The sequence below is a fragment of the Vibrio sp. OY15 genome, from assembly GCF_000742455.1.
Classification (GTDB): domain Bacteria; phylum Pseudomonadota; class Gammaproteobacteria; order Enterobacterales; family Vibrionaceae; genus Vibrio; species Vibrio alginolyticus.
On record NZ_JPIL01000006.1, the window covers coordinates 334,728 to 357,612 of the forward strand.

Here is a 22,885-nt window from a genome sequence, read left to right on the forward strand (position 1 = left end):
AGACGACAATTTATCGGATAATGATCGCTGTATGGCTAAGGTTGCATTGCAATAGATTATGCATCAATATATCAACCCTATGATTAATAGGAGTTTATTTTGAAAGTAGTTAGCTTGATTAATATGAAAGGTGGTGTGGCAAAAACCACTGTCGCTGTGAATCTCGCAGATTGTCTAGCGAGACGAAATGATAAAAGAGTTTTGTTAATAGATGTAGACCCTCAGTTTAACGCAACGCAATGCTTGATGTCACCTGAAGAGTATGTAGAGCATGTGACTAGTTCTAAGGATACCATTGTTAACATCTTTGACCGAAACCATCGAGCAACTGCTAGCACTGTCGGTGCTTCCCAAGTTACCCAAGCAAAGGCTCTTGATGAAATTGAAGTAGTAGCAACAAGTCATTTTGATTTGCTACCAGGCAGTTTGGAGTTATATCGCTTAGAAATGGCTCCCGGAGAAGGTCGCGAGAACAGACTCAAAGCTTTTCTGGCTACAATTAGTGACCAATATGACTACGTTGTAATTGATACACCTCCTACTCCTTCTGTTTGGATGACAAGCGCTTTAATTGCTTCGCAATACTATTTAATTCCTGTGAAAGCAGATCCAATATCTTTAACTGGTATCGATTTGTTAAAAAGCATCATCAACGAGAAGAAAGAGAACTTTGCATTGCAATTAGATTGTGCCGGATTAGTATTGACGCTTGCAGAAGAAAATACGGTAGTCTACAAGAAAGCTGTTGCTAATTTGCAGAAGGACGCTTTCTGGAGTAAATATTTATATAGATATAACATGCCTAAGCGAACAGCCATTGCTAATAAGCAATTAGATCAAGAACATATCCTTGATTCGGACGATGCTAGTTCTAAACAGCGACTAGCAGCAATTGTGAGCGAGTTTTTGAATAGGACAGAACATGACTGATATTAAGAAAAGTCAAAACAAGTCATTGTCAGATGCGACCAAGCTGCGCCATGCTATTGATTTTGTTGAAGAATTATCTTGGTTGCTTGAATCAAAAAATAAGTTAAAACTCAGTGAAATTCCAAGTATTTTAAGAGATGCGCAAAAAGCTTCTAGCTCTTCAATAGTTGGGTCTAGTCAAATCGGTGGCACAGAAAAATACATTTCACCTAACCCTAATGTCCACTATCTAGTGGGTATACTTCCAAGTTTTTTCTTAGATAATGTCATGTTTCCTAGGAATGACGATATCATTAGCTTTGCCACAGAAGCTCTTAAAATCGAAGGGCTCAGCTCTAGAGCTAATAGATCTCGCTATGAAATTATTGGCAGAATAGTTTGTGAGTGTACTCAGCTTGATGATAGCCAGTTAAACGAGTTAGTAGCAGGTCTTTCATCAATTGCAGGAAACAAAGAAAAAATGAACCAAGTGGTGAAAGCAAAGCAAACGACAGGTTTCTCATGGAATGAGACTATTAGAAAATTGGCTAAATGATATGACGAGAGAATGTAAGTCGGACTTCGATGAGCTTATAAAATACATCTCAAACTACAAAATTGACGGTAACCTTGATAACTCATCATATAAAACTACAGCGAAAAGTATGCACAAAGCATATTTTTCTCTTTTACATTGGCATACAGAGTTTATGCATCAGAGTGAGTTTTTTGAAGAAAATTACTCTAACAATAAAGATATAGTTAATCGTATCTCAGAAGTTGTTTCAGATGTTGGCTCATCTAAATTTAATTGGATTAACGGGTCATACAAAGCATCTAGAGTTATGTTACGCTCTTCAATTGAGAATTTTGTAAGGGCACTAGGTTCTATTGATGATGAATCGTTACTGGTTGAGAAAAGCGTGTACTCGTTAATGGGGCGCGCAAAAGTAACAAGTATCTTTACTTCAAGTGAAAAAGTAAAAAGTAGTTTTGGTAATTTGCACGAAAGCTATAAGGAGCTATGTAAAGACACTCATACCTCACAGTCTGAAAATATGGAAAAAATATCTTCATTGGTTGATTACCCAAAGTTTTATGAACAAAAATCTAATAGTACCGGGGGGATTTTTACCAGTGTGGTCAAGAACATTCTCATAATTCTATGTATAGTGTTCAATGCGTTGTATCATAAAATGCATCATAAAAATAGAGAGAATATCTTAATCTCTATTCCGCGTACATCGAAACCTTTGATTTTAGCGCCACAAGCCAGATAACAAGTGTTTAATGTTTCAAGGTACTTTTTCTAATTTGGTAGGAACAACTTGGAGTGGTATGCCTAAATTGTTTTTAGCCAGAGATGTACCAGAACGATCACTGCTAGCAAACTTATGCTCCATTAGAGTTTCGTCGATTGCGTGGGTATTTTTCTAATGCTTTTTTGACCCTATACTCGCTAAATCATTTGTGGCTATAAAATTATTAATCGGTTGTAACCCATTAAAAAGGAAATGAGCACTAATTGGAATAGGGCTTAGGTTAACTTATTATCAAATATGCGCGTGTTTGCACTAATAAGTTATTGTATTTCTAAACTACCTTTGCACAGAGACAATATACAATTAGTAACTGAAGCAGGTAAGCTTGCTCTTGACGTTCTTTTAACTGATTTGTTGTTACCTGATTATCGAATGAGTTTCCGTGAACAATAGAGTGGCGAATAGTGTTAATATCATCCAAATATGTCTGCCAAAGTGTTCTAGTTCCGCCATAGTTTGATGCCTCTAGATCAAATAGGCTCAGACTAGCTCTATATGGGTATTGGTTGGTACTCAAACTAACTAACCTCTTCATTCGTTTTAATAGGTGGCTAGTTTTTCTTCTTGATTCAAAGCATTTGTCGAATTTTGATTCATGAAAAAGTTTGAAAATATCCTTTATTCCAAACCTTTCTAGGACTATTTTTATTGACTCTGGTTTTGGATTTCTGTTTTTATCAAATAAAAATGGTTCATGACTAATGGTAAAATTATCGTACTCTGAAAATTCAACTACCATTTCATCTATTAGCTGATGGTAGTTATTGAATTTGTTTTTATCAAATCCTAGGTACTTTTTACAGTAGCTTCTTTGGACGGCAATAGGAAGCTCAGAATATTTTTTGTTACTATTTAAATCACGTACAAGGTTTTTAATTAGATCTTTTAAAAAACCCTCTAGATGAGAAACAATTAGAATTGAAGCTGAGCGGCATAATGCATTATAAAAATCCACATTACTATCAATAAATAATTCAGCTTGATCAATGAGCAGAATAACCTCTTTCCATTGCTCATCTAATTGTGAAAGGTAACTATTTATAAATGTGGACATTTATATTAAATCCATGGCTATTTCTATACGCTTTGTTATTTTACTAACATCGTTAACACTACCTTCGCAAGCAGTGAAAAAATCTTTGTTTTTGAATAGGTTAATAGTGGCGTCTTTCGGGATTATACTCTTTGAAGTATATGCTTTCTTACCTAAACAGATCATCGCGTCAAATACAGATACATTATATTTTGACATTCTTGATAATTTCCCATTTGAATATCGGTATTTAGCAAAAGGAAGTTCATTTACTTGTTTACGTAATAGTTCCATTACGCCTTTAAATTCCAGTTCAAACTCTCTAAGTTCACCTTTAGAAAGCTTGTTGAATTCAACCATTTTATCAGTCAGAAAACGCTTAAATCCGCCTTTATATTCTTTATAGCCATCTTTATATGTAACTGCAAAGTAGCGAAGAACAAGTTCTTCGTCTTCCATTTTTACAACTCTCTTACTAGATGGTGATAAATTAGCATTTAAGAGAAAAATAGGATCTTTTGATAGTTTCTTTATTAGTAACTTGAAAGGACCGCGACATGTTGCGTTTCTAAGTTCTTGCGGTTCTAGCTTTACGGACCCAGAGTTTAGCCGTTCAAAAATATCGTATTTCACTTGCTGATCGATTGTCGAGTCAATGCGTAAACACCGTATGGTGCGCTCTTCTAAGCGACGAATCAAAAATGGCGGTAGGTCTTTATAAAAGCACCCATTTAAAGGGCTTAACACTTCTAAGTCAGTTAATGGGTAATCATTATTGAAAAAATTAAAGATAGCAGTTAACCGTTGTTGACCATCGATTACAGAGTATCTTGATACATCATCGTCGGTTTCTTCATCTACATCGACATCTTGTGAAATGTAGACGAATGGTACAGGAATGTTGAGAATAAGACTTTCAATTAGCTTTGAAGAAGCCTCGTTTGTCCAGCGGTGCTTACGTTGATAATCAGGGTTTAGCTTTATGATATTTCGGTCAATTTTCTTTACTATAGTTTCTAGATCGTACTCTATCGTTTGTGTTTTCACAGTACGTTCTTTAGCTTTAGACTGCAATTCATCTAAATTATTTTTCAAAGCTGTCATGTCCTGATCCTCTAATTTTGGATATATTATATGATACTTTGATCGTAAAATCAGTACGTTGCAATAATATAATACGGCGTTACTTCTCCAATACATCAGATAACCCGCGAACCAATAGACCTGTAAGTTTTTTTAACTCGAAATTGGCTTTGTTGCGTAAAAGCATAATCCACTTCATCTGTTATTCCTCAAACGGTAACAAGCCCATTAAAGTCTTATCACTTGGTAGGTAGCTGGAATCACCGAAGAGTTTTGTTCTGAATTTTGGTTCCGATTCTTCGCGAATTTACTATTACGCAACAAGGCTTCATTCTATCTAAAGTACTGCTGTAAAGGGAGCCTGATTGTGTTTTGCAATGCTAAGAGTTATCCGAAAGCTAAAGCACTACTGAAACCCTAAATTAATTTATGTCCAGAGGGGAGTTTGAGTAGATCACGGAAAACTTTTATTAGCAAACCTTTTGACTCCGAGTTTCATCTTCTGTTCGCACTGCGAACAGTTTTCTCTGGTTGCAGTTTTTTGACAAGAACAATTAAAGCAATCGGCCTCCTAAAACCGTTCCCTCCTTTTTTTTCCAAGATACTAACTCCTGTCATTTGATGAGATAAGGAGAAAGTTGATGACACATAACCGAATCATGTCCTTGAAAGAGGTCTCAGAAGCCTTAGGACGAACTCCCAAAACTATTTGGCGATGGTGGGCAAAAGAGAAAACATTTCCTAAACCTATTCTGATTAATGGGCGCTGCCTTGGGTGGCGAGAGTCTGAGCTAGATAACTGGATGGAGAGTCAAGGGGGGAAAAGTGACAGCAGCAAGTAATAAAAGTCAGCCGAGCGAGCCTCAACTCGATTTTCCAGACAAGAAAAAAGAGGGGTTTAAGAAGCTTATTCTCAATACGGATGACAACCTAAGGGTACTGTTAGATTACAAAGGATATGTCCCTTACTTAAATGCGATGAACACTGAGATAGAAGTGCTACATAACGGTAAGGTTATGGAATACGAGGTGTTAATGAGTAAGCTGATAAGCGACTGTGCAAGATTCGATGTACCAAAAGCAGCAATTGGTGATCATCTACATGTCTTGGCAAAGGAGCGTTCATATCACCCTATTGTTTTGCATCTGTCTGACTCTAAATGGGATGGCGTCGAACGAGTGAAAAAAGTTATTGGGTGCATCCGTTCTAACAGGCCTGAAGTTACGGAGCTAATTATGCGGAGGTGGCTTGTTGGTTGTATTGCGGCGCTGTACGAGCCTCGGTTTAGCAGTAAGTTAGTTCCAGTGCTTCAGAGTAAGCAGTCTTTTAGAAAAACCGCTTTCTTATCAAGAATAGGTGACATCGTACAAGGGGCATTTCTTGGAGGTCGGGCATTAGATCCCCGCTGTAAAGATAGCGTGTTACCTATTATTAAGTCATGGATTGTTGAACTTGGTGAACTGGAGTCCTCAACAAAGCACAGTCAAGGTCAGCTGAAAGCCTTTATATCCCAAGAAGCAGACACAATCAGGTTGCCCTATGCGCGTACCGACCTCAAAAAACCGAGGCAAACGCTTTTGATAGCGACGGTAAACGGCCAAGACTTCTTGAAGGACAGAACGGGTAATACTCGGTTTGGTGTGATTGAACTAAATGAACCCATTGATATGACTACTGTGAATCGGATTCTCGGGTGGCAATACAACGGAACTGGCAGCCTTCGCCAAGAAGAGCCCGAGTCATTGCGGCAGTTTTGGCTGGAGGTCAAGCACATGTATGAAGCTGGTGAGCCTTGGGTACTGTCAATGGACGAGCAGGCTCTGGTTGATACGGTATCAGATAAATATTTGGATAAAGGGCGTTGGTATAAAATGCTTCATGAGCGAATATCAATGGAGGCTGATGATAATCGAAGCCAGACTGAATGGCTTGCACCAGGCCACATTAGCCAGATCTTAGGCATACCATGTAACTATGTTGCTCATGTCGGCAGAGCTCTACAGCGATTAGCTGATGAGGGGAAAATTGAAACTCGTTACAAAGATGGCTACAGGCTGTATTTGTTTCCAAGCAGCTATCGTCCACATTTCTGAGATTGTATGTTCATAACTTTACTTCACTTACCTCACTTAAAGTGGAGTAAGTGAAGTAAATTGAGAAAAACCAAGTTTATGTCGTTCGCACTGCGAACATCTGATCAATTCAATCAATCGACCTCTTAAAACCGTTACGCCTCTTTTTATCAAAGATACTGGTTCAGTCATCAAATGAGAAAAGGAGGATGCTCATGGCAAGAGATCGAATTATGTCCCTTAAAGAAGTTTCAGATTCACTGGGCCGCAGTCCAAGGACTATTTGGCGTTGGTGGGCGAAAGACAAGTGTTTTCCTAAGCCAATACAGATAAATGGGCGTTGTTTAGGCTGGCGTGAGCGAGAATTTGTTGATTGGCTAGTAGAGCAAGAACAGGCTTTTAAAGATTAAATTTATGTACGCGAGGCTATAGGCCTCGCTTTTTATTCGCACTGCGAACGTTAATTCCACTTGTTGGGATAAATGCAGTAATCGTTAGCTTAAAAAAAATATTTAACTTTATCGGCTTTAACATTCTTTCTGACATTGAGGGGCTGTTCGCTTCTCATTCATCAAGAAGGAAGGAAATATGAATAGTACTAAGCGTAATGGGAGCAAGCAGTTTGATTCTGCATCAGTTAAATATTGCAACCAAACAAGTATCTCTATGTCTTGTCATGTTGACATGAGAAACGTGTTGTTTGGTTATTATGAGGAGTACTTATCTCCCATGACTCCGTTAAATCATGATAATGCACTATGTTCTGTGATAGAAGACATTGATTGTGTAATAGTTGATTACGGTAAGGATACAAAGCAGTTTTTGAACCTTAGCACCGCTTTAGATTGGGCTAAGTCAGTTATGGGGGTTAAAGTATTTAGATATGTGGATCTTTCATTGTTTGGTGGGCCTGAATTCTATCTAGATGATTACATGGATGCCTTAAGAGATAATGCTGATAACTTAATCGATTTTTTTGTTGATAGCTTTAATCGTTATGGTTGGAGTATATCCCCATTTCAACTTGCCCATGATGTAGAGATTACGTCTGAATTTAGTAAACCGGAGCTCGTTGAGGCGGTATTTAACTTTGCTAGGAATATCCATTGTTTTAGTGCAGTAGGGCCAGAGCGCTCACCTTGGTTTATGAGCCAACCTACAAATGAAGGCTCTTACTACGTTTGCAGATTTAATGGGAAAGTTGAGCTTGTTGACCTTAAACTGGTTCATAGTGTAGATGGAAGAAGCAGTAAATTGATGATCTTTGGCTTAAACCAAGAGCCAGTGCCTTTAGATGAAGCGGGAGCTGGCGATTGGTTATGGTCTTTCTCTTATCATCAAACAAATACATTTGACTGAAGCCTATAATTAGAATGAAGTGACTTAATGTACAGTAAACGTTGAGTCACTTTTTACCAGCTACCAATCTGAATTATCTCTATGGCGTTTTTCTGTAATCCTATTCCTCAACTTACCCTCTAAATCCCGCTCGAATTCACACCCGATGTCATCAAAGTAGGTGTTGTCTGAAATACCATCATCATAGCTAATATGTTCGCGATCGATGTTTGAGCTTTTACTTGAAGCTTCCAAAACACAAACAATAACTTTAAGCAATGAAATGAAAATGCTTCCAAAGATTGAGATGAGCGTAGGGCTTTTTTTATATTCCATATTCAATCTGCCAGATTTATGCATTTGTCACGTAATAGGTTACGCTTTCTACTTAAGATTAGCAGAGGAGTGAAATGTTCGCAGTGCGAACAAAACAACGTAAAGGTGTATGTATGGTGCAGATGGACGAATTTATTTGGAAGCGCTACATGGAAGATATAGAAGGTATGTTTAGAGATGCTATTACAAGTTTGGATTTACAGCATCGCGCCGTCATGGCTAAAGCAATTACGGCCATGTTAATCCAAGAGCCACCATTTAAGCTTACAGATGAAAATATAATCAATTACTTGAAATCTCCAGATGACATCAAACGTCAGATATTCGTTCAGTATGGTTACTTTGATCCACGCCTTGAATCGTCTTTGCAAGAAGCTGTCCTATGTATTGATGGTATCAAAGAACCACTGCTCAACAGCATAAAGAACGCACGTTGAGCCCTCCTGTCACTAGCTGTGAAATAGGTAGTGACAGGAGGTATACCGCGAGCGCATCACCTTATTTTTTCTATATTCTCGTTATTTCTTTTAAGCGGGGTCACTTGGTGACAGCCAAGTGACGGCTTGGTAGCCTCATCACGTAAATAAAAAAGTAGCCGTCGTTATAAAGACTCTTCATAAATCATAAATGTTCAATAGGAGAAAGAAACGTAACCAGCATTGTGACGTCATAATGCTCTTCTCGTAGATGCTCACGCTTCTTCAAGTAGATCATGTACGACATTCGTAACTATCGATACACAAACCATCACTCTTGCCCTAATCGCCTCTGAGGCATTCATCTTACTAACCATAAGTTTGAATTGGGCTTATCACTAACCATCAGGTTCACGTGGTTTGATTACGTTTTCTCCATCATTTTTCAAGTAGATAGAGCCATATGAGCTATATGGCTCTTATTTGTTTAGGAGTAAGAGTCATGAGCAAACCAAACTTACGACACGGCCTAGTTTTGTTAATGAAGCGCAACATTGATGGGAGTTATGCATCTCAAGCTGCACGTAAAAACATCCTCATCCAAATCGAAAAACAATTAAAGAGAGGAGGGTACAGGCACTTAACTCCACATACACTTAAGTTAAAGCACGTAAAATTTTTGGTTGAGCATTGGCAAAGTCAAGGCTTAAGCGTTGGAACTATAAAAAACCGAATGGCACATATTCGTTGGGTATTCGAAAAGACTGGACGTGAGCATTTGTTACCCAAGTCCAATGAAGAGTTGGGGATAGGAAAGAGAGTTTTCAGTGACAATAGTACCAACAAGGCGAAAGAGCTTGATGAAGTAAAGTTTAACGCAATCTCAGACCCATATATAAAAATAGCGTTAGAGCTACAATCTGCATTCGGTCTGAGGCGGGAAGAAGCTTTGAAGTTTAACCCCAGTATAGCGATTAAAGCAGATAGAATTCATTTAATGGGTTCTTGGACTAAAGGTGGCAAGGCGCGAGAGGTACCAATCAGAAACGAATATCAAAAGCAGGTATTAGAACGAGCTATAGCTATTGCCCCAAGAGGCTCTCTGATTCCCGCAGGCAAAAAGTACATTCAACAGCTAAAGCACTACGAAAATACTTGTAGGAAGGTTGGGTTATGCAAGAACCATGGTCTACGCCATCAATATGCTCAACAGCGATACATAGAACTGACAGGAATGAATGCACCTAAAGCGGGTGGTTTAACTAGCAGAGAACTGAGTAGAGAACAAAAAAGTGCAGATAAAGAAGCTCGCCTTATTATTAGTAGAGAGTTAGGGCATGAGCGAGAAGAGATTACAGTTATCTATCTTGGCCGGTAAGCACATTATCAAGTTTTGTATTTTTTAGGTTAAAATATAACCACAAGAACACTAGGGCGGGTTTCAATATGTTAGTACAACTTTTGGATGTAACGGGTATGACTTTAGCTCAACTTTTATTTTTAGCTCTAGTTACCGTTGGTACAATCGGTTTGCCTTTGTTAGCTATTTGGTATGATCGTAAACACGGAATTGAGTAAAATAGGCAGATAATAAAAAGCGCCCCCTTTCACATAAGGGGGCGCTTTTTATTATCTTATCGAATTTTCTGTTCTGCTCGTGATGGAAAAATGTTGGCAAGCTCAGCAAAGCGTCCAAAATTGTGAGCTAAGCAACTTCCTGACTACACCCACAACTACACCCAAAATCACTAGGTACAAAAAAAACGTAGCAGGTACTAACCTGCTACGCCTTCTAGAATGTGGTGGCCCCTCGCAGACTTGAACTGCGGACCAATCGATTATGAGTTAGCCACTAATACAGGAAGTCTAGGTAAACCGAGGTAAGTTTAGCGTAATTTAAAATAGGTTAAAGTAATTACTAAACAGTAGTTTAGCGTAGTTTACGTAAATTAGTCAAAACTAGTGACTGTACCGCTATTGTACTGATTATGCTTGTGAGCTCTTTAGTCTATCGTAGGAGAGTAATACCGTCTCATACTAAAATGGAAGCGTTTGGTACGTTGCCATTTCTTACTCGAAAATTCCCCAAAGTGATTTAGATTTACTTTGGGGCACATTAGTTTACCTCGTTACTTGCCCTAATTTTTGTAATAAATCACTATGTGTTTAGTTTATTAATCATTAGATTAAGCTACGCCTACTGGTTTGGGGCAGTTCAATCTGCATTTTAGGCTTATTACGAAAAATCCCTACAAGGTATCTAAGGTCAGCAGAGCACCAGACTCAGCGAGATGTCATTATTATGTGCTGCTTACCATCGATTATTACAGTGTTTCATGAAAGTAAGAAATTCCCACTTAGTTATTGAGTGGGGAAGAAGTTGTTGTCTAAGGACTAGTTAAGTTAAGGAAAAATAATGATTTGGGTTGTCTACTTAGGTAAGAGCGCCGCTAAGAACTTTGAGATTGGGTTGAGGAATAAGGTTTGGGGACACAAAACGATATTCTCTACTGTGAATACTAACAAAATTAAGCGAGGTGATACGCTTTATTTTGTTCACTACTTAACTCAAATGAAGGATGAAAAAGGTAAAGCAGTCCCAGGATTCCCAAGAGTCGATGCAAAATACTATTATGGCTCTATTGCAATGTTGGTGAAGGTAAGAATCACAAAAGACTTTTATCAAGATACCGCTAAGGTTTGGCCAGATGATCTTTATCCCAACCGGTATGAATTTGAGATATTAGAGCACCATGACAAGCTTCCATTTGGTATAGAGTATTTCTCCTTTGACTTTATAAAAGCAGTTCGAGAATCCGCTGTCACCAAAGGTCATGCCTTTGATGTTGGTTTAAAGGACGATCAAATTTATGCACCTAACGATGTAGTTGACTTAGAGCGTTTTGAAGGCGCTCCAGTATATCGTCGACACGTAATTAGAGAGCGAGATCCAGAGGTCGTAAGAGAAAAGAAGCAGCAAGTAAAAAGAGCTACTGGCCGCTTGGTCTGTGAGGTATGTGAGTTCGATTTTGAAGTTATTTATGGTGAAAGAGGCGCTGATTACATTGAGTGTCACCACAAAAATCCACTTTCGGAATCTAATGGACAGAAAACAAAGCTCAAAGATCTTGCTCTTTTGTGTTCCAATTGCCACAGAATGGTACATAGGAGCAAACCGTGGATTAAAGTAGAAAAGCTTAAGGAGATCATAAATGAACGAACTAGAACAGCTACAAAAGAAACTTCAAGTGTTTGCTGATGAACGGGATTGGGAGAAGTTTCATTCTCCCAAGAATTTGGTCATGGCTCTTTCTGGAGAAGTCGGTGAACTTGTCGAGCACTTTCAGTGGTTAACTGAGAAGCAAAGTCAAAATTTAAGCGTTGAGCAAAAAGAAGAAGTATCTAATGAAGTAGCTGACATTTTTTTATATCTACTACGTTTTTCTACAAAATTAGATATCAACCTTCTAGAGTCTTGCGAGAAAAAACTCACTATTAATGAACAGAAGTATCCTGTGAATAAAAGCTATGGTGTAGCCACTAAGTACACAAAGCTTGAATAGCTGCTTTCGATATGTCTTTCATATACGAGTTATATTAGGGTGAGTTTTATTGCTTGTGAGTTGTTTAATGGTACTATCTGTGCAAATTGATTCTTATTTATGGAGCAACTTTTGAGTATCATTGAAATCCCTTTAGAACGTCGTTACTGGCTAATCCGAGCTGGTACTAATAGCGGAGAATACTACCAGCAATTTAGGCTTAACGGAGTTGTGGCGATTGGGCATGCTAATAATGTTAAGTTTGATTTTGAGGACGGGCATGTTTTAAGTGATGCTGACAAAGAGCATATGATTGGAGCAGCCGCAGCTAAGCTTCAAGAGAGCTCAAGCAACAAGAAAAGAGGTGAAGTTGCTAGGCTTAAAGGACAATTGCGACGATTTCTATACGAGGTTAAAGAAGGGGACACAGTAGTCTCACTGAAAGAGTCCAATAAAGTAATTGTAGGGGTTGTAACTTCTAAACCATATTACGCTGATAGCGAGCTTCAAGGCCGAAGCGAAGACAAAAAAGTCTGTGACTACAACTTAAGAATTGATGTTAGTTGGGGGAAGCCAAGAAACCGTGATTTGGTCCCAATGAACCTTGATAGAACACTTAGGATACCTAATACAATTACAGAGTTTAGAGATGCTCACCAAGTCAGGACATTGAACCATTGGCTGTATCCAATTTATTTTGCTGAAGGTGAGGTACGCTGCTCGTTAAGAATCGCTTCAAAAGAAGATCTGTCAAATCACCAACTAACGGTTTTATCGCATACTCTCGACCGTCTAGATGTGCTATCTAGCTTCGTTGAATATGCAAGCAAAAATGATATAGAGTTTTGCTTAGATAAGTTCAATGAGTATCTCAAGTCAGATAATGTACAATATGGCTTAAAAGCTCAGCATTTGTTTATGTCCCCTGGATATCAGTTTATTCAGCTGTCAGGCTCAGACTTGAAACGTATAATGTTTGCTTCCTTACTAGCATTAGCGTTTGACCACTCCGATGCGGCTGCATTGGAACTTCCACAAGGGATTTCTAAAGAGCAAGTTTTAGAGTTGGCGAATCAGATAACCAGGGATAGTGGAATCGCATCCGTTAAAGATGACCTTAAAGTTTATCTTCCTAAAAAAGAGCGGTCAGGTCGAGCTGATGAACCAGAGATGGGAATAACTCTTGAAGATAATTCTGCTGACTCAGATCCAGTAGATGGTTCGATGCTTTAATTTTGTGAAAATTAAATTATGGTTTGGGTGAGCATATCAAATATGCGTAATTTTATTGTGCGTTTATTTCAATGGTTTTTAAGAAACTCTGAGAAAATCCATTATTTATTGCTTAGTATTGCATTGCTACTTGGTGGTGTATGGACGCTTTATACATTTGATATTCTTCATCAAAGGGATAAAGCCGCTGCAGAGCTTAAGGAGCTGCAAGACAGAATCAAAGGAACTAACGCAAGTAATATTCAGATAAATCCATCTTCATTTGAGCTAGCTGATGGAAACTTTGGTTTAATAGTCAATGTTAATGTTCAAAATACAGGTACAAGAGATGTTCTTATAGATTGGAGTGACGAAGACACGCCACTTTCGGTCTTTAAAGTTAGCATGAAGAAAGGTGACCAGCTGTATTTTGAGAAACTATTCCGTCCCAAAATATACGCACCTTTCGATCCAAAAAAGAAGAAAAAAGAGCATTACAAGAGCTTATACCTGTTGGTAGGAGCAAAGAAAGAGTTATCATTTTATGTTGAGCTTCCTGAAAAGGGGATGTACTACATTACTTTCAATGCTAAAACGGATAAGAAACTTGCTCAGGAAGTTAAGAGTAAGTCAGGACGCACTGGAGAATGGTTTTCTTCAAAGTACATAAATATTGAGCCAGAGAAGAAGCCAGTTTTCGAAAACTACATAAAAGCACAGCACGTATTTGCTAAGTAATATTAAAAAGCGGCTAAATTCCGCCTTTTTGATAACTATGTATCGAATACTCGTATACAAGAGACGGCTTTGTTTTCTAATCCGAGTTGAGGGTAAAGCAGCTATAAGAAATTTAATCTATAAATAATATACCAAATTTAAGGCATGCCAAGTTCTTTAACCTTGTTCAGTGGGTTAAAAGGGTTTAGCGTACGATTTCGTCCCATGGTCATATTCATTTTAGGTTTTTTAAACGTAAAATCTGTGCTTTTTAAAATGAACATATAAAAATTATACAGTTCATAATATTTATGGGGATGTTATTATTAATAATAAATCATCAATTATTTTCACGTTCGTTGATTTCATCGTTTTTGAATAGCTCAAACTGATCCAAATTATGAATGTGAGCGTGAACGATTTCACGATAAGGTAGAGATACAGTATATGGTAAAAACTCTTCTATATCCTCTACTTGTGCTTCAATACGACTTAGAGGATACTGTTCAAACATTAAATCGATATCTTTGTCTGTGTATTTCCCATCTTTTTTTAAAAACTCTTTGAATTCTAATTCTTCTTGCTCCTTTATTTTTTGTACTACATCAATGTAGCGGGTAATAATATATAATCTGTTAGTTTCTTTGCACCTGTACCCACTTACCAATGGAACTACAAGAAGATCATTAATTAAAGCACCGCCAGTAATTTCCCACGGATAACCTACATATACTTTTCTATCAGACATTGTAAATAGTATTGGTAGCGATAATTCACTTGCTTTCTTTATTAATCTAGAAAACTCTGGGCTTTCAACATCAGACAAAAATTCATATCTAAGTTCATTCTCTTTATGAATTTTAAGTTTATTCATAATCTCTCTATGTTTAACACATAGATTTCTTATTCTATTATGTAGTATTAATTTATTTAAAATTACTCCATATATATTGTAGCTTAGAAATAAGTTGTGGATCTTTGGGGCGAAGAATCCAAATAATAAAGATATTAAACTAATGTTAAGAAAGGCTGTTTCAGAACTATTTGGTTTTTCTATAATTGAGTTAGATAGCATCCAATTACCCAAGTCAAATCCTATATTTAACACTGAGCCTAACCATTGAATTACAACATGTACAATTGATGCTGCTATAAATATAATTAAGCCATATGCAGTGGATTTGAAAAATGTATGGTATCCATTCGTTCTTTTTAGTTTGAAGTGATGACTTGATAAGCCATCTAAAAAGAGGTAGCCCGAAATTCCAAGTATTAGAAGAAATAGAATCGTAGGTTTAACCATATTGTACCATCAAGCCATTATAAGAACGCCACACTTAAAAGTGTGGCGTTAAGTTATGCTTCTAATTGTACCTTCTTTGATGCCCTTATCTGAGAACGAACAATCTTGTTTTTTTTCATTGATTTGGTATTCAGACGGAAAACATCCCTATCAACCAAAGTATATTCAATGCCATGTTTGCTTCGCCTTTCTGCTTGGAACTGTTCATACTTTTCCATAAGGATGTCTTTTTCAGTTTTTGACATGTACTCTCCTCCATCGTCCAAACGCATTTTCAACAATCCATGTAAGAAAATTTAAGCCAAACTTCTAAAGATACTTTACATAATCATTATACATAGAACTGAATAAGTCGATGTTTTTTGAGGCTCAAGATCACACTTTGGATTTTAAAGCTTTTTACGATGTACAAGCTTTTATGGATCAATTAGTCCCCAATTTTGGCATTTGTACTACCTGAAAGTCGTCTACGTTTCTTCAGCAACGTTCTGGCCAATTTTGAAGACTCTTGCATATCTTTCCTCAATTCTTCAAGTTCAGAGTCTGTGAGGCGCCTTGGCGGCTCTGTATTGGGTACTTTTCTTTTCATGTTACCTCCATTGATCAAGCTACGTTGATCTCAGTGGTTTAATTCATTCCCTTCCTGGCGTTCAAACAATCATCTCACCATATGCACTAATGCTCAATAAGTAACCTATGCTGACAGCATGTGACCAAGTGACCAATGAGGGAGTCCAGAGGGGCTTGCCCCTTTGGGCATAGCGCAGCGTAAACTCCATACTTTTGTGAAATGTTTATTCATAGTGAGGTACGAGCTATGAATAAACTAGTGAAGTACTTAACCTTTAGGTTAATGAAAATACCGCTAGCAAAAACGGCACTTCCAAGCGACTCTAACTTTTCTACAAAAGCTATCGCTACATTGATGATAGTGTTCACTTAAAACGGATTTAAGCTGTTTGATATGTATTACGAGGGCATCTCAGGGGGAAGATTGACTTTTTTGTGTGAATATTGTGGTTTATTAGCTTGGATAATTTGTTTCAGACGTGACGAGTTGACCAAAGTTAATTGGCATGAAAAATAATTGCTCTCAATAAAGTGGAGAGGGGCTGAAGTCTAGATAGTTAGGCCTTGTCTCAAACTCACCAAGTGCCGATTCTGTTTGTATGCACTCGTCAGAAATTATTTTTTCTCGTTTCTCGTTTGCGAGCTTGCTGGAGTACTTTGGCCATACGTTACTAAGACCCCTTTTCTTTAGCTTTTGCAAAGCATAATTTCTCTGTTCATCAATCCAGCCTGGTTTGAAATTAAGCTCTGTCATCAATTTCATTGTGATACATTTTAGTCCGGCAGCACCACGTATTTTTCCTTCTCTATCCTTCATATCCATAGGCGTGCTACTTAGATATCCAGCTTTAATTAGCTGATTTATATAGTTATACCAAGTAGATTTTGGTATTGCTTCGTTATACATTTTTTTATATCGCTTGATCATGGCTCTGTGCTTGACTGGATCATTAGAATCAGGGTTTGGGACTCCAATACGGAATGTTGCCCAATCCATATAACTGATTAGCACTGTTAAGACCCGAAACGCTTTGACTCTTGCACGCCGCTGCATATCTCTGTAGGGGCTATTCAAGGAGCGTAGTGACTCGAGCATATAGGGTTTATCTCTAAAGTGCTTCAGCGTATCAATGAAGCGGCGAGTCGCCTCAGGCACCTTACTTTTATTTATTCCTCGCAGAACAATACGTACTTCAGGAGAGTAGCCTTTGTTTGCTGTCGTCTTTGTGTTCTTGTGTGACATGATATCAGTCCTCACAAGACACATGTGGTAGGGTGAAAAAATGAGCGTTTTATATGTTTAAAGTGTGCACTATAATGGGTAACTGTCATGTTAATTTCTCTACGAAGTATTAATGTGAAAATGTGGGCCGGTGTTGAGAGCACCGGCCTATGTGTTTTTTACTTACGTGAGTTGAATGGCCAGCCTCTAAGGTGATTAAGGCTTTCATATATCGATAGTGTTCCTCGATACGCTCTGTATGCGACTTTGTTCTGAATTGCTTCTAGAAAGTCAGCCAGGCGATAAAGTTGCTTGCTATATTTGGTCGTATGAGCCCATTGAACAAAGAAGTAAAGTACGAGCATGACCAGGGCCATAAACGCCCAAAAGGCCCCAAAGTCTGTCCAGTTTTGAGGTGGGAAATGCAAATCCATTGTGATTCTCCTATCTGATTAAATGTCTTCTTGTTTACTTTGAGTTCTGATTGTTTCAGCCAGGCGGCCTCCCACAGTTTGACTGATACGGTTGCGTGCAATATCTCCAATCCCTTTTACTAGATTTGCTCCAGTTCCTGCTGCAATTCGTCCTGCTTTAGCTGTGGATGCGATAACGCTGCTTGAGTCCGTTTGCATTCCTGATGCCTGGGCGAAGGGGGAGCCACCTGCTCCAAATTCTTCGGATGTTGTAGAAGAGTCGCCACCAATAGAGCCCGTCATCGTCTCGGCCATTTCAGAATTGGAAGCCGCCTTGAATGCAGCTTGCAGAGCAGAGGCTCCTCCTGCCGTTCCCATAACTGCACCAGCAGCCATACCACCAGTAGCCATTGCGGCTCCAGCCATCGCGCTAGCACTTACATTTCCTGAGCTAGTAGCTACACCTGAGCCTGGTATTAAGTTCGCGACTATATTGGGTACGGAGTGAATGAGTAGCATTAGAACTACGGATACTACGAAAATAACCAGTAGCTCTTTCATTGAGGTGTTTGCTGATAGTTCGGTATAAAAGCTATCCATAATTGACATAGCGACACCGATCATTAGCGTCATGGTCATGAGCTTTAAAGCTAGGCCGAGCACATTGCGGAAGTAGTTAATAGCAATATCAGAGGTCCATTTTGAGCCGCCAAAACCCAGTACAAAAATTCCAGCATAAGTAAGAACCCAAGCGGAAACTAAAGACAGTAAGACATTGGCTGCTACCACCGTCATACAAACCAAAATTAATAAGGTAATAATGAAAATTGCTAAGTTATCAAAGGGGCTTGTATAGCTATAGGCTTCGCTTGATTTTGTAATAATGTCGAAAGCGATGCTGATTGGCTCTGATGGGGTCAGTTCTCGAGGTAATCCTGCCGCTTGAGCGCCAATTATTCTGAGTGAATCTATGATAGAAGCGGCAAACTTAGGACCGTTTCTAAGCAACCATAAGAAGAAACCGAAGGTGATAATGAAGCGGGTGAACTCGGCAAAAAACTCTCTTATATCTGCCTGTTTTAGTAATAGATTCCCTCCTGTCCATACAAGTGAGATTGTCCCAAGCAACCAAAACAGCCAGCTTGCATGATTAGTTATCACGCTTGCCCAAGAGCTGCTCACGGTCAGAAAGTGAACTGCAACTTCATCTAGCACACCGTTAGTTTCGATTGTGGCATTAGCGGGTGTTGAAATTATGGCTAGCCACGAGAGAGTGAATAGTCGAAATATCATCATTAGAAACCTTTATTTTGGCTACGTTCTGTTGGCGTACCCATGTCCCATAAGCAACCTTCCGACTGTGTTAAGTCGGGTGACTCACAATCAGTTTTCTCGACGTCTGTGGGCTGTTCGCAGGCGCTTAAAAGCAATAAGCCGCTGAGATACAAAGTCATCGATATGAATATTCTCATGGTTAAAACTTCCTGTTTTTCGAACGATCTGTAGGTGAGTCAAAATTAAAAAGTTCTTCATGTGCAGCTTGGTGTCGGGCTTTCTGATCGGTTTCGGCTTGTATTTGTGTCGCGACAGCATTGTATTGAGCGGTCATCAGACTACGTATCTGTAAGAGTTGACTGCTTTGTTGGCTAGCAAATTGGTTCGCATATTGAATTGCTTCTAGTTGCCCCTCGGCTCCTTGAGCTTGTCGCTGTAGCTTTTCTAATTGCTTAGCGTCGTTTTGTAAGGCTTTAAATTGCTGACTAATCCCTTTGATTGCAGCTTTACTCGCTGATACTTGAGACTCGGAGGAAATACGGTGGCTTTCCTTCATGGCAGTCCACTCTGTATCACTGCATCCTTGAGCTGAAAAACACGGAGAGTTACGGTAATAAGAAACGTCTTGAAACTTACCAAGGTAGTTATCTAGGCTACCGAGTTGGTTCTGATAGTAGGCGAGTGTATTGGTCGCCTGGTTAAGTTCATTTATCGTCGCTTGAGCTTGGTCCCAGATGTACGAAGCTGGTGCCACTGTGTTTTTTAGTTGGTTTTCATACTGCTGAAGTTGCGTTTGGTATTGTTGGATTTGCTGTGCGGTTTGAGTTACCGACTCCATTGCGGAAAGTATGTTGTGAGGCAGATTTAGGCCATCTGCGACTGGAATCCCCGACCAAGTGGGACCAACATAACTCCAAAGCATCCCAATAGTTAGGGCGTGAATTTTAGCCGCTAAAATTTTCCTTCTAAGTTTCATTGCGATTTCCTTAACTGACGGTGTGAAGTGTTTATCGACTTCTACTTTTTCTAGATTGTTTTTCTTGTTTCTTTGCCATTTCAGCTATCAACCGAGCTTTACGCTGTTCGTATGCTGAATGTTCTTGAACTTGTGGCTTCTCAAAGCGCAGAACATCAAGCTGAGAGAGAGTACTGAGCTTATTCCGCCTAATTATTGGGGGAGCCTTGCCAATAGGTGAGATATCACGACGTTGGTTGTTCCTCGTTACATCTTGATTGGAAGAGAGTAATGAGAGCCGCCTTTGCTCTAATGCTTTATCGCTAAAGGTGATAGGTAGGCGGGTATCAACCGCTGCACGAATCACGTAAGCCTTAAATGTAGGGGAGCCGTTAACGCTGATTTTGTTGCCATATCGTGCCATTGTGATTTTTAGTGCTTGGACTATGGATTTCTTATCCGCTTGGCCCGATACCTGAAGGCGTTGACCATCATCTCGTATTGCTCCGTTTTTGGAGCGAAACAAAATGGTTCCAGTTTTGGTAATAGAATCAATAACGCTTGTGAAGTTTGTTTGTTCTTGTCCATTGCCTTGTATAGTGTTGCCGTCTAGCGTTTGTGCTGCTTCTCTTGCTCGCAATGCGGCCAAAGCGTTCTGGTCACCCTGATGAGCTTGATGTTTTAACCAATCAGCCCAAGTTCTTTTGCTATAAGTTTTGTAGATTGTTTGGCGATCGTTTTGGTATTGCTGTTGAGCTAAAGCGATGTTCTTTTGAAGTGCTTGGCTGGCTTGGGCATACAGTAAGCGCTTAGTAAACTTACCGCTATTGGTGAGTTTTATTGCCATGCGACGTACTTTGCCTTGCTTCTTGGCATTTAGAACTTGCTGATTTTTCTTTTGACGAAGTGTCTCTAATGCGGTGGCTCTATTAGTTGCAAGGCTCTTTTGCTCTTTCTGATACCTGGTGTAAAGCTCCGTTGTATCTATTCGAGTCTGAACAGGTTTTTTTTGGTAACTGCGTTTTGAGCTGGACTTATTATTAATAGTTTGGTGTGGCTGAAATGCGCCGAAGCGGGACTTCAACTTTGGTTTGGATAAATTGCGATCCAACGTACTAGCCTTTATCGTGACTCCAGTGTCAGATGAAATCACCAAACCATTGCCTTTTTCTGAAAGTGTTAATCCGTTTTGGCATAGAGTCGCGTGTAGCTCAGACCATGTTTGAGCGGCTTTTATTTCGTTTATACACTCACGCTTAATCCATCCAATTAGGCTTTCAACACCGGAATGACGCTCCATATCAACGGCGCGTGCTGCACTGCGGTTTTGTTTGGGGGTGTGATTGTCTTGTTGTAGTCCAAATGCCTTTTCTAATCGTTCACATTGTTCTGCAAGCGTACGATGTGAATAGTACGGCTCATGTATGGTATGGCGTGATGGATGAATCTTATTGATCGCCACATGAACATGCAGGTTGTCAGTATCATTGTGAACGGCACTGATACGTTGGTGTTCACCAAAACCTAGACTTTCACATATACGCTCTTCGATTGTAGAAAGAACATCAGAATTAACTTGTTCTCCAGCGCGAAAGCTAATAATCAGGTGGTAAGTCTTGTCACTTTTCGCTCTGGTGTTTGTTTGTTGCGTGGCCAATACCTCGCAGATAGCGTCTCTAACTGAATCTGCATCGCAGTTAGTTAGCCGCACCTGACCTAACCGGTGTTCTTTACTCTGGGTATCAGTGAGGTAACGGACTAATCCTGAAAAATCGGACTTATTCGATGAACGCATTGGGATGTGTTTAACTATCATGGTTAGGACCTTTGACGAAGAATAGATTCCATGAGCTCGCTCATCTGAGCTTTGGTTGTATCAATGCGGTTTAATACTGCTCTAATGGTCGGTGTGCCGATTTGAGCGGCCTTAGCGTCATTAGTCAGCCAAAGTTTTAGTAGTCCACCAAGTCTGCCAAGATCACCATTAACCCTAACTAGTTCTCGTACTTGTTCTGCATCAACGACGCTTTTCACTTGGCGTCCTTGCCCAATTCGGCGTAGATAGGTTGAAACACTGAGGCCTGCTTGTTTGGCATTAACCTCAATAGCTTCACGTTCATCAGGTAGGCAGTAGACTTTAAGAGGACTAGTGTTCTTCCTAGTGACTTTTTCTTCATGCTGCATTACGTGTTCTCCTATCTAATCATCTATCACTGAATTGCTCCCGTAGGGCAGGATTGCCGTTGAGCGCCGCAGGTGCGAATAAGGAAAGTGAAGAGTCATCGCTATGCTTGCATAGTGGGACTCCTTCACACATCCTGCCCGCAATATCGCCCACATCAGTTATCAATAAAGGGAGGCGCTAACGCACTGTTATCACGCAATTGCGTAGGAATAGACGCAAAATGGCGCGAAAAAGGCCAAAAACAGACAAAGTGGCATGGCAGTTGTGCTCTAGTTATGCTTTAACTGCGATATAGCTGCGTATGCACAGTGTTTGAATATATTCATATCAAGTCCTCTTTATTTGGCTGGGAATTAAAAGAAAAACCGTTTATGTCACGAGAGGTTTTCTGCTTTTCTGATTTCTCTTTTTCGGGGGGAGTAGCCACTGAGGTTTGTGTGATGTATTCCTTCACATAACGCAGGAAAGTCTCGTAGCGAAATGCGATGAGATTTCTTTCTGTTAGGTAAGTCCAAATAGTTTTTAAGTTGTAACCAGCGTTAATTGCTTCCTCTACATCGGTTTTAACGCCAAGAAAAGTTGCAAGTACTTCTTGCTTATTTGGAGGACGGTTGTTTTGTTGTCTTTGAATAACCCAAGCCTGTAGTTCTTTCACGTAATCAGACATATCAAGCCTCCATGTATTGGGAAGATGCTTGGTCAATCAAATTAGCTATATCGGAAACTTTAAAGTAAACACGTCTACCTATTTTGACTCGGTTTGGCTTGAGTTGATTTGCTAGTTCACAGTTAGTCCTAAGAGTAATTCTAAATCCTTCAGGGCTGCGATGTAGGATCTCCGCAACTTGAGAAAACGAAAGCAGCGGTGAATTTCCATATTTACTGTATAACCATTCTTCAGTCGTCATTTTGATCTCCTTAGTGGCATTTTTCATGTCTGGAATTACTGCTATCCAGTGCTCTTTTTAACAACGAAGTCTT

General features: G+C 39.3%; 27 protein-coding genes. 14 read left to right on the forward strand and 13 right to left on the reverse strand.

Going from position 1 to position 22,885, the window contains the following annotated elements:
* Positions 1-99 precede the first annotated feature (99 nt).
* Genes IJ23_RS08705 through IJ23_RS08715 form a run of 3 tightly spaced genes read left to right on the forward strand, consistent with a single transcriptional unit; the run spans position 100 to position 2,189 of the window.
* Positions 100-930: a ParA family protein gene (locus IJ23_RS08705; RefSeq protein ID WP_033906058.1), complete on the forward strand. Its 831-nt coding sequence runs from the start codon at positions 100-102 to the stop codon at positions 928-930.
* Entirely contained in the window at positions 923-1,465 is a 543-nt protein-coding gene (locus tag IJ23_RS08710; protein WP_033906059.1) for a hypothetical protein, read from the forward strand. Before IJ23_RS08705 ends, IJ23_RS08710 begins: the two co-directional genes overlap by 8 nt.
* Complete coding sequence (locus IJ23_RS08715) at positions 1,437-2,189, forward strand: hypothetical protein (RefSeq protein ID WP_152560900.1); 753 nt, start codon at positions 1,437-1,439, stop codon at positions 2,187-2,189. Before IJ23_RS08710 ends, IJ23_RS08715 begins: the two co-directional genes overlap by 29 nt.
* Positions 2,190-2,502: 313 nt before the next feature.
* On the opposite strand, the gene IJ23_RS08720 is transcribed toward IJ23_RS08715, so the two are convergent.
* The gene (locus tag IJ23_RS08720; RefSeq protein WP_033906061.1) at positions 2,503-3,285 is read right to left on the reverse strand and encodes a HEPN domain-containing protein; all 783 of its coding nucleotides are present in this window, start codon (positions 3,283-3,285) and stop codon (positions 2,503-2,505) included.
* Positions 3,286-4,368 carry a DUF262 domain-containing protein gene (locus IJ23_RS08725; RefSeq protein WP_033906062.1) on the reverse strand — a complete coding sequence of 361 codons (1,083 nt, stop codon included), beginning with the start codon at positions 4,366-4,368 and terminating at the stop codon, positions 3,286-3,288. It abuts the gene before it with no gap.
* A 620-nt stretch (positions 4,369-4,988) separates the two neighbouring features.
* Between IJ23_RS08725 and IJ23_RS08730 the strand changes: the two genes are divergently transcribed.
* The 4 genes from IJ23_RS08730 to IJ23_RS08745 all read left to right on the forward strand — a co-directional run bounded on the left by IJ23_RS08730 (position 4,989) and on the right by IJ23_RS08745 (position 7,779).
* A complete protein-coding gene (locus IJ23_RS08730; RefSeq protein WP_020840053.1) occupies positions 4,989-5,189 on the forward strand; it encodes a helix-turn-helix transcriptional regulator in 201 nt (66 codons plus the stop codon).
* Positions 5,173-6,441, forward strand: a complete 1,269-nt coding sequence (locus IJ23_RS08735; protein ID WP_033906063.1) for a VapE domain-containing protein — start codon at positions 5,173-5,175, stop codon at positions 6,439-6,441. The genes IJ23_RS08730 and IJ23_RS08735 overlap by 17 nt, the downstream gene beginning before the upstream one ends.
* Before the next feature lie 188 nt (positions 6,442-6,629).
* The gene (locus IJ23_RS08740; protein WP_327196497.1) at positions 6,630-6,830 is read left to right on the forward strand and encodes a helix-turn-helix transcriptional regulator; all 201 of its coding nucleotides are present in this window, start codon (positions 6,630-6,632) and stop codon (positions 6,828-6,830) included.
* Between the two features lie 178 nt (positions 6,831-7,008).
* A complete protein-coding gene (locus tag IJ23_RS08745; RefSeq protein WP_033906065.1) occupies positions 7,009-7,779 on the forward strand; it encodes a hypothetical protein in 771 nt (256 codons plus the stop codon).
* Positions 7,780-7,839: 60 nt separating this feature from the next.
* On the opposite strand, the gene IJ23_RS08750 is transcribed toward IJ23_RS08745, so the two are convergent.
* Complete coding sequence (locus IJ23_RS08750; protein ID WP_029839156.1) at positions 7,840-8,094, reverse strand: hypothetical protein; 255 nt, start codon at positions 8,092-8,094, stop codon at positions 7,840-7,842.
* 113 nt (positions 8,095-8,207) lie between these two features.
* Between IJ23_RS08750 and IJ23_RS08755 the strand changes: the two genes are divergently transcribed.
* The 7 genes from IJ23_RS08755 (at position 8,208) to IJ23_RS08780 (ending at position 14,002) form a co-directional block, all read left to right on the forward strand.
* Entirely contained in the window at positions 8,208-8,531 is a 324-nt protein-coding gene (locus IJ23_RS08755) for a hypothetical protein (RefSeq protein WP_152560902.1), read from the forward strand.
* Positions 8,532-9,012: 481 nt separating this feature from the next.
* Positions 9,013-9,888, forward strand: coding sequence for a phage integrase N-terminal domain-containing protein (locus IJ23_RS08760; protein ID WP_033906066.1), 876 nt, complete (start codon positions 9,013-9,015; stop codon positions 9,886-9,888).
* Between the two features lie 68 nt (positions 9,889-9,956).
* A complete protein-coding gene (locus IJ23_RS25705) occupies positions 9,957-10,088 on the forward strand; it encodes a hypothetical protein (protein ID WP_017634400.1) in 132 nt (43 codons plus the stop codon).
* 838 nt (positions 10,089-10,926) lie between these two features.
* Positions 10,927-11,769, forward strand: coding sequence for an HNH endonuclease (locus IJ23_RS23745; protein WP_050550074.1), 843 nt, complete (start codon positions 10,927-10,929; stop codon positions 11,767-11,769).
* The gene (locus IJ23_RS08770; protein ID WP_033906067.1) at positions 11,723-12,073 is read left to right on the forward strand and encodes a nucleotide pyrophosphohydrolase; all 351 of its coding nucleotides are present in this window, start codon (positions 11,723-11,725) and stop codon (positions 12,071-12,073) included. The genes IJ23_RS23745 and IJ23_RS08770 overlap by 47 nt, the downstream gene beginning before the upstream one ends.
* 111 nt (positions 12,074-12,184) lie before the next feature.
* Positions 12,185-13,285 carry a hypothetical protein gene (locus IJ23_RS08775; RefSeq protein ID WP_152560903.1) on the forward strand — a complete coding sequence of 367 codons (1,101 nt, stop codon included), beginning with the start codon at positions 12,185-12,187 and terminating at the stop codon, positions 13,283-13,285.
* Between the two features lie 42 nt (positions 13,286-13,327).
* Complete coding sequence (locus tag IJ23_RS08780; RefSeq protein WP_152560904.1) at positions 13,328-14,002, forward strand: hypothetical protein; 675 nt, start codon at positions 13,328-13,330, stop codon at positions 14,000-14,002.
* A 319-nt stretch (positions 14,003-14,321) separates the two neighbouring features.
* On the opposite strand, the gene IJ23_RS08785 is transcribed toward IJ23_RS08780, so the two are convergent.
* From IJ23_RS08785 to IJ23_RS08830, 10 genes are all read right to left on the reverse strand, one after another.
* Complete coding sequence (locus IJ23_RS08785) at positions 14,322-15,284, reverse strand: hypothetical protein (protein WP_033906070.1); 963 nt, start codon at positions 15,282-15,284, stop codon at positions 14,322-14,324.
* A 53-nt stretch (positions 15,285-15,337) separates the two neighbouring features.
* Complete coding sequence (locus IJ23_RS08790) at positions 15,338-15,529, reverse strand: hypothetical protein (RefSeq protein WP_152560905.1); 192 nt, start codon at positions 15,527-15,529, stop codon at positions 15,338-15,340.
* Positions 15,530-16,377: 848 nt separating this feature from the next.
* Positions 16,378-17,097, reverse strand: coding sequence for a hypothetical protein (locus IJ23_RS08795; RefSeq protein WP_050550075.1), 720 nt, complete (start codon positions 17,095-17,097; stop codon positions 16,378-16,380).
* A 158-nt stretch (positions 17,098-17,255) separates the two neighbouring features.
* Positions 17,256-17,510 (reverse strand): hypothetical protein, encoded by a 255-nt coding sequence (locus IJ23_RS08800; protein ID WP_031841650.1) that lies wholly within the window; start codon positions 17,508-17,510, stop codon positions 17,256-17,258.
* Positions 17,511-17,528: 18 nt separating this feature from the next.
* The gene (trbL, locus tag IJ23_RS08805; RefSeq protein WP_033906072.1) at positions 17,529-18,785 is read right to left on the reverse strand and encodes a P-type conjugative transfer protein TrbL; all 1,257 of its coding nucleotides are present in this window, start codon (positions 18,783-18,785) and stop codon (positions 17,529-17,531) included.
* 178 nt (positions 18,786-18,963) lie between these two features.
* Positions 18,964-19,740 carry a P-type conjugative transfer protein TrbJ gene (trbJ, locus tag IJ23_RS08810; protein ID WP_033906073.1) on the reverse strand — a complete coding sequence of 259 codons (777 nt, stop codon included), beginning with the start codon at positions 19,738-19,740 and terminating at the stop codon, positions 18,964-18,966.
* 31 nt (positions 19,741-19,771) lie between these two features.
* Positions 19,772-21,535, reverse strand: a complete 1,764-nt coding sequence (gene traI / locus IJ23_RS08815) for a TraI/MobA(P) family conjugative relaxase (RefSeq protein WP_033906074.1) — start codon at positions 21,533-21,535, stop codon at positions 19,772-19,774.
* A 2-nt stretch (positions 21,536-21,537) separates the two neighbouring features.
* A complete protein-coding gene (gene traJ / locus IJ23_RS08820; protein ID WP_025525815.1) occupies positions 21,538-21,903 on the reverse strand; it encodes a conjugal transfer transcriptional regulator TraJ in 366 nt (121 codons plus the stop codon).
* 323 nt (positions 21,904-22,226) lie between these two features.
* On the reverse strand, positions 22,227-22,571 hold the full coding sequence (locus IJ23_RS08825; RefSeq protein WP_033906075.1) for a TraK family protein: 345 nt from the start codon (positions 22,569-22,571) through the stop codon (positions 22,227-22,229).
* 1 nt (position 22,572) lies between these two features.
* On the reverse strand, positions 22,573-22,812 hold the full coding sequence (locus IJ23_RS08830; protein WP_033906076.1) for a hypothetical protein: 240 nt from the start codon (positions 22,810-22,812) through the stop codon (positions 22,573-22,575).
* Positions 22,813-22,885: the final 73 nt, after the last annotated feature.

What these genes read in the sequence shown, in the direction of transcription:
- IJ23_RS08770 (WP_033906067.1), top strand. Translation starts at nt 11,723, where the DNA reads ATGAACGAACTAGAACAGCTACAAAAGAAACTTCAAGTGTTTGCTGAT.
- IJ23_RS08730 (WP_020840053.1), top strand. Translation starts at nt 4,989, where the DNA reads ATGACACATAACCGAATCATGTCCTTGAAAGAGGTCTCAGAAGCCTTA.
- IJ23_RS25705 (WP_017634400.1), top strand. Translation starts at nt 9,957, where the DNA reads ATGTTAGTACAACTTTTGGATGTAACGGGTATGACTTTAGCTCAACTT.
- IJ23_RS08760 (WP_033906066.1), top strand. Translation starts at nt 9,013, where the DNA reads ATGAGCAAACCAAACTTACGACACGGCCTAGTTTTGTTAATGAAGCGC.
- IJ23_RS08800 (WP_031841650.1), bottom strand. Translation starts at nt 17,510, where the DNA reads ATGGATTTGCATTTCCCACCTCAAAACTGGACAGACTTTGGGGCCTTT.
- IJ23_RS08780 (WP_152560904.1), top strand. Translation starts at nt 13,328, where the DNA reads ATGCGTAATTTTATTGTGCGTTTATTTCAATGGTTTTTAAGAAACTCT.
- IJ23_RS08825 (WP_033906075.1), bottom strand. Translation starts at nt 22,571, where the DNA reads ATGTCTGATTACGTGAAAGAACTACAGGCTTGGGTTATTCAAAGACAA.
- IJ23_RS08745 (WP_033906065.1), top strand. Translation starts at nt 7,009, where the DNA reads ATGAATAGTACTAAGCGTAATGGGAGCAAGCAGTTTGATTCTGCATCA.
- trbL (WP_033906072.1), bottom strand. Translation starts at nt 18,785, where the DNA reads ATGATGATATTTCGACTATTCACTCTCTCGTGGCTAGCCATAATTTCA.
- IJ23_RS08785 (WP_033906070.1), bottom strand. Translation starts at nt 15,284, where the DNA reads ATGGTTAAACCTACGATTCTATTTCTTCTAATACTTGGAATTTCGGGC.
- IJ23_RS08830 (WP_033906076.1), bottom strand. Translation starts at nt 22,812, where the DNA reads ATGACGACTGAAGAATGGTTATACAGTAAATATGGAAATTCACCGCTG.
- traI (WP_033906074.1), bottom strand. Translation starts at nt 21,535, where the DNA reads ATGATAGTTAAACACATCCCAATGCGTTCATCGAATAAGTCCGATTTT.
- IJ23_RS08790 (WP_152560905.1), bottom strand. Translation starts at nt 15,529, where the DNA reads ATGTCAAAAACTGAAAAAGACATCCTTATGGAAAAGTATGAACAGTTC.
- traJ (WP_025525815.1), bottom strand. Translation starts at nt 21,903, where the DNA reads ATGCAGCATGAAGAAAAAGTCACTAGGAAGAACACTAGTCCTCTTAAA.
- IJ23_RS08725 (WP_033906062.1), bottom strand. Translation starts at nt 4,368, where the DNA reads ATGACAGCTTTGAAAAATAATTTAGATGAATTGCAGTCTAAAGCTAAA.
- IJ23_RS08795 (WP_050550075.1), bottom strand. Translation starts at nt 17,097, where the DNA reads ATGTCACACAAGAACACAAAGACGACAGCAAACAAAGGCTACTCTCCT.
- IJ23_RS08710 (WP_033906059.1), top strand. Translation starts at nt 923, where the DNA reads ATGACTGATATTAAGAAAAGTCAAAACAAGTCATTGTCAGATGCGACC.
- IJ23_RS08740 (WP_327196497.1), top strand. Translation starts at nt 6,630, where the DNA reads ATGCTCATGGCAAGAGATCGAATTATGTCCCTTAAAGAAGTTTCAGAT.
- IJ23_RS08720 (WP_033906061.1), bottom strand. Translation starts at nt 3,285, where the DNA reads ATGTCCACATTTATAAATAGTTACCTTTCACAATTAGATGAGCAATGG.
- trbJ (WP_033906073.1), bottom strand. Translation starts at nt 19,740, where the DNA reads ATGAAACTTAGAAGGAAAATTTTAGCGGCTAAAATTCACGCCCTAACT.
- IJ23_RS08750 (WP_029839156.1), bottom strand. Translation starts at nt 8,094, where the DNA reads ATGGAATATAAAAAAAGCCCTACGCTCATCTCAATCTTTGGAAGCATT.
- IJ23_RS08755 (WP_152560902.1), top strand. Translation starts at nt 8,208, where the DNA reads ATGGTGCAGATGGACGAATTTATTTGGAAGCGCTACATGGAAGATATA.
- IJ23_RS08715 (WP_152560900.1), top strand. Translation starts at nt 1,437, where the DNA reads ATGAGACTATTAGAAAATTGGCTAAATGATATGACGAGAGAATGTAAG.
- IJ23_RS23745 (WP_050550074.1), top strand. Translation starts at nt 10,927, where the DNA reads ATGATTTGGGTTGTCTACTTAGGTAAGAGCGCCGCTAAGAACTTTGAG.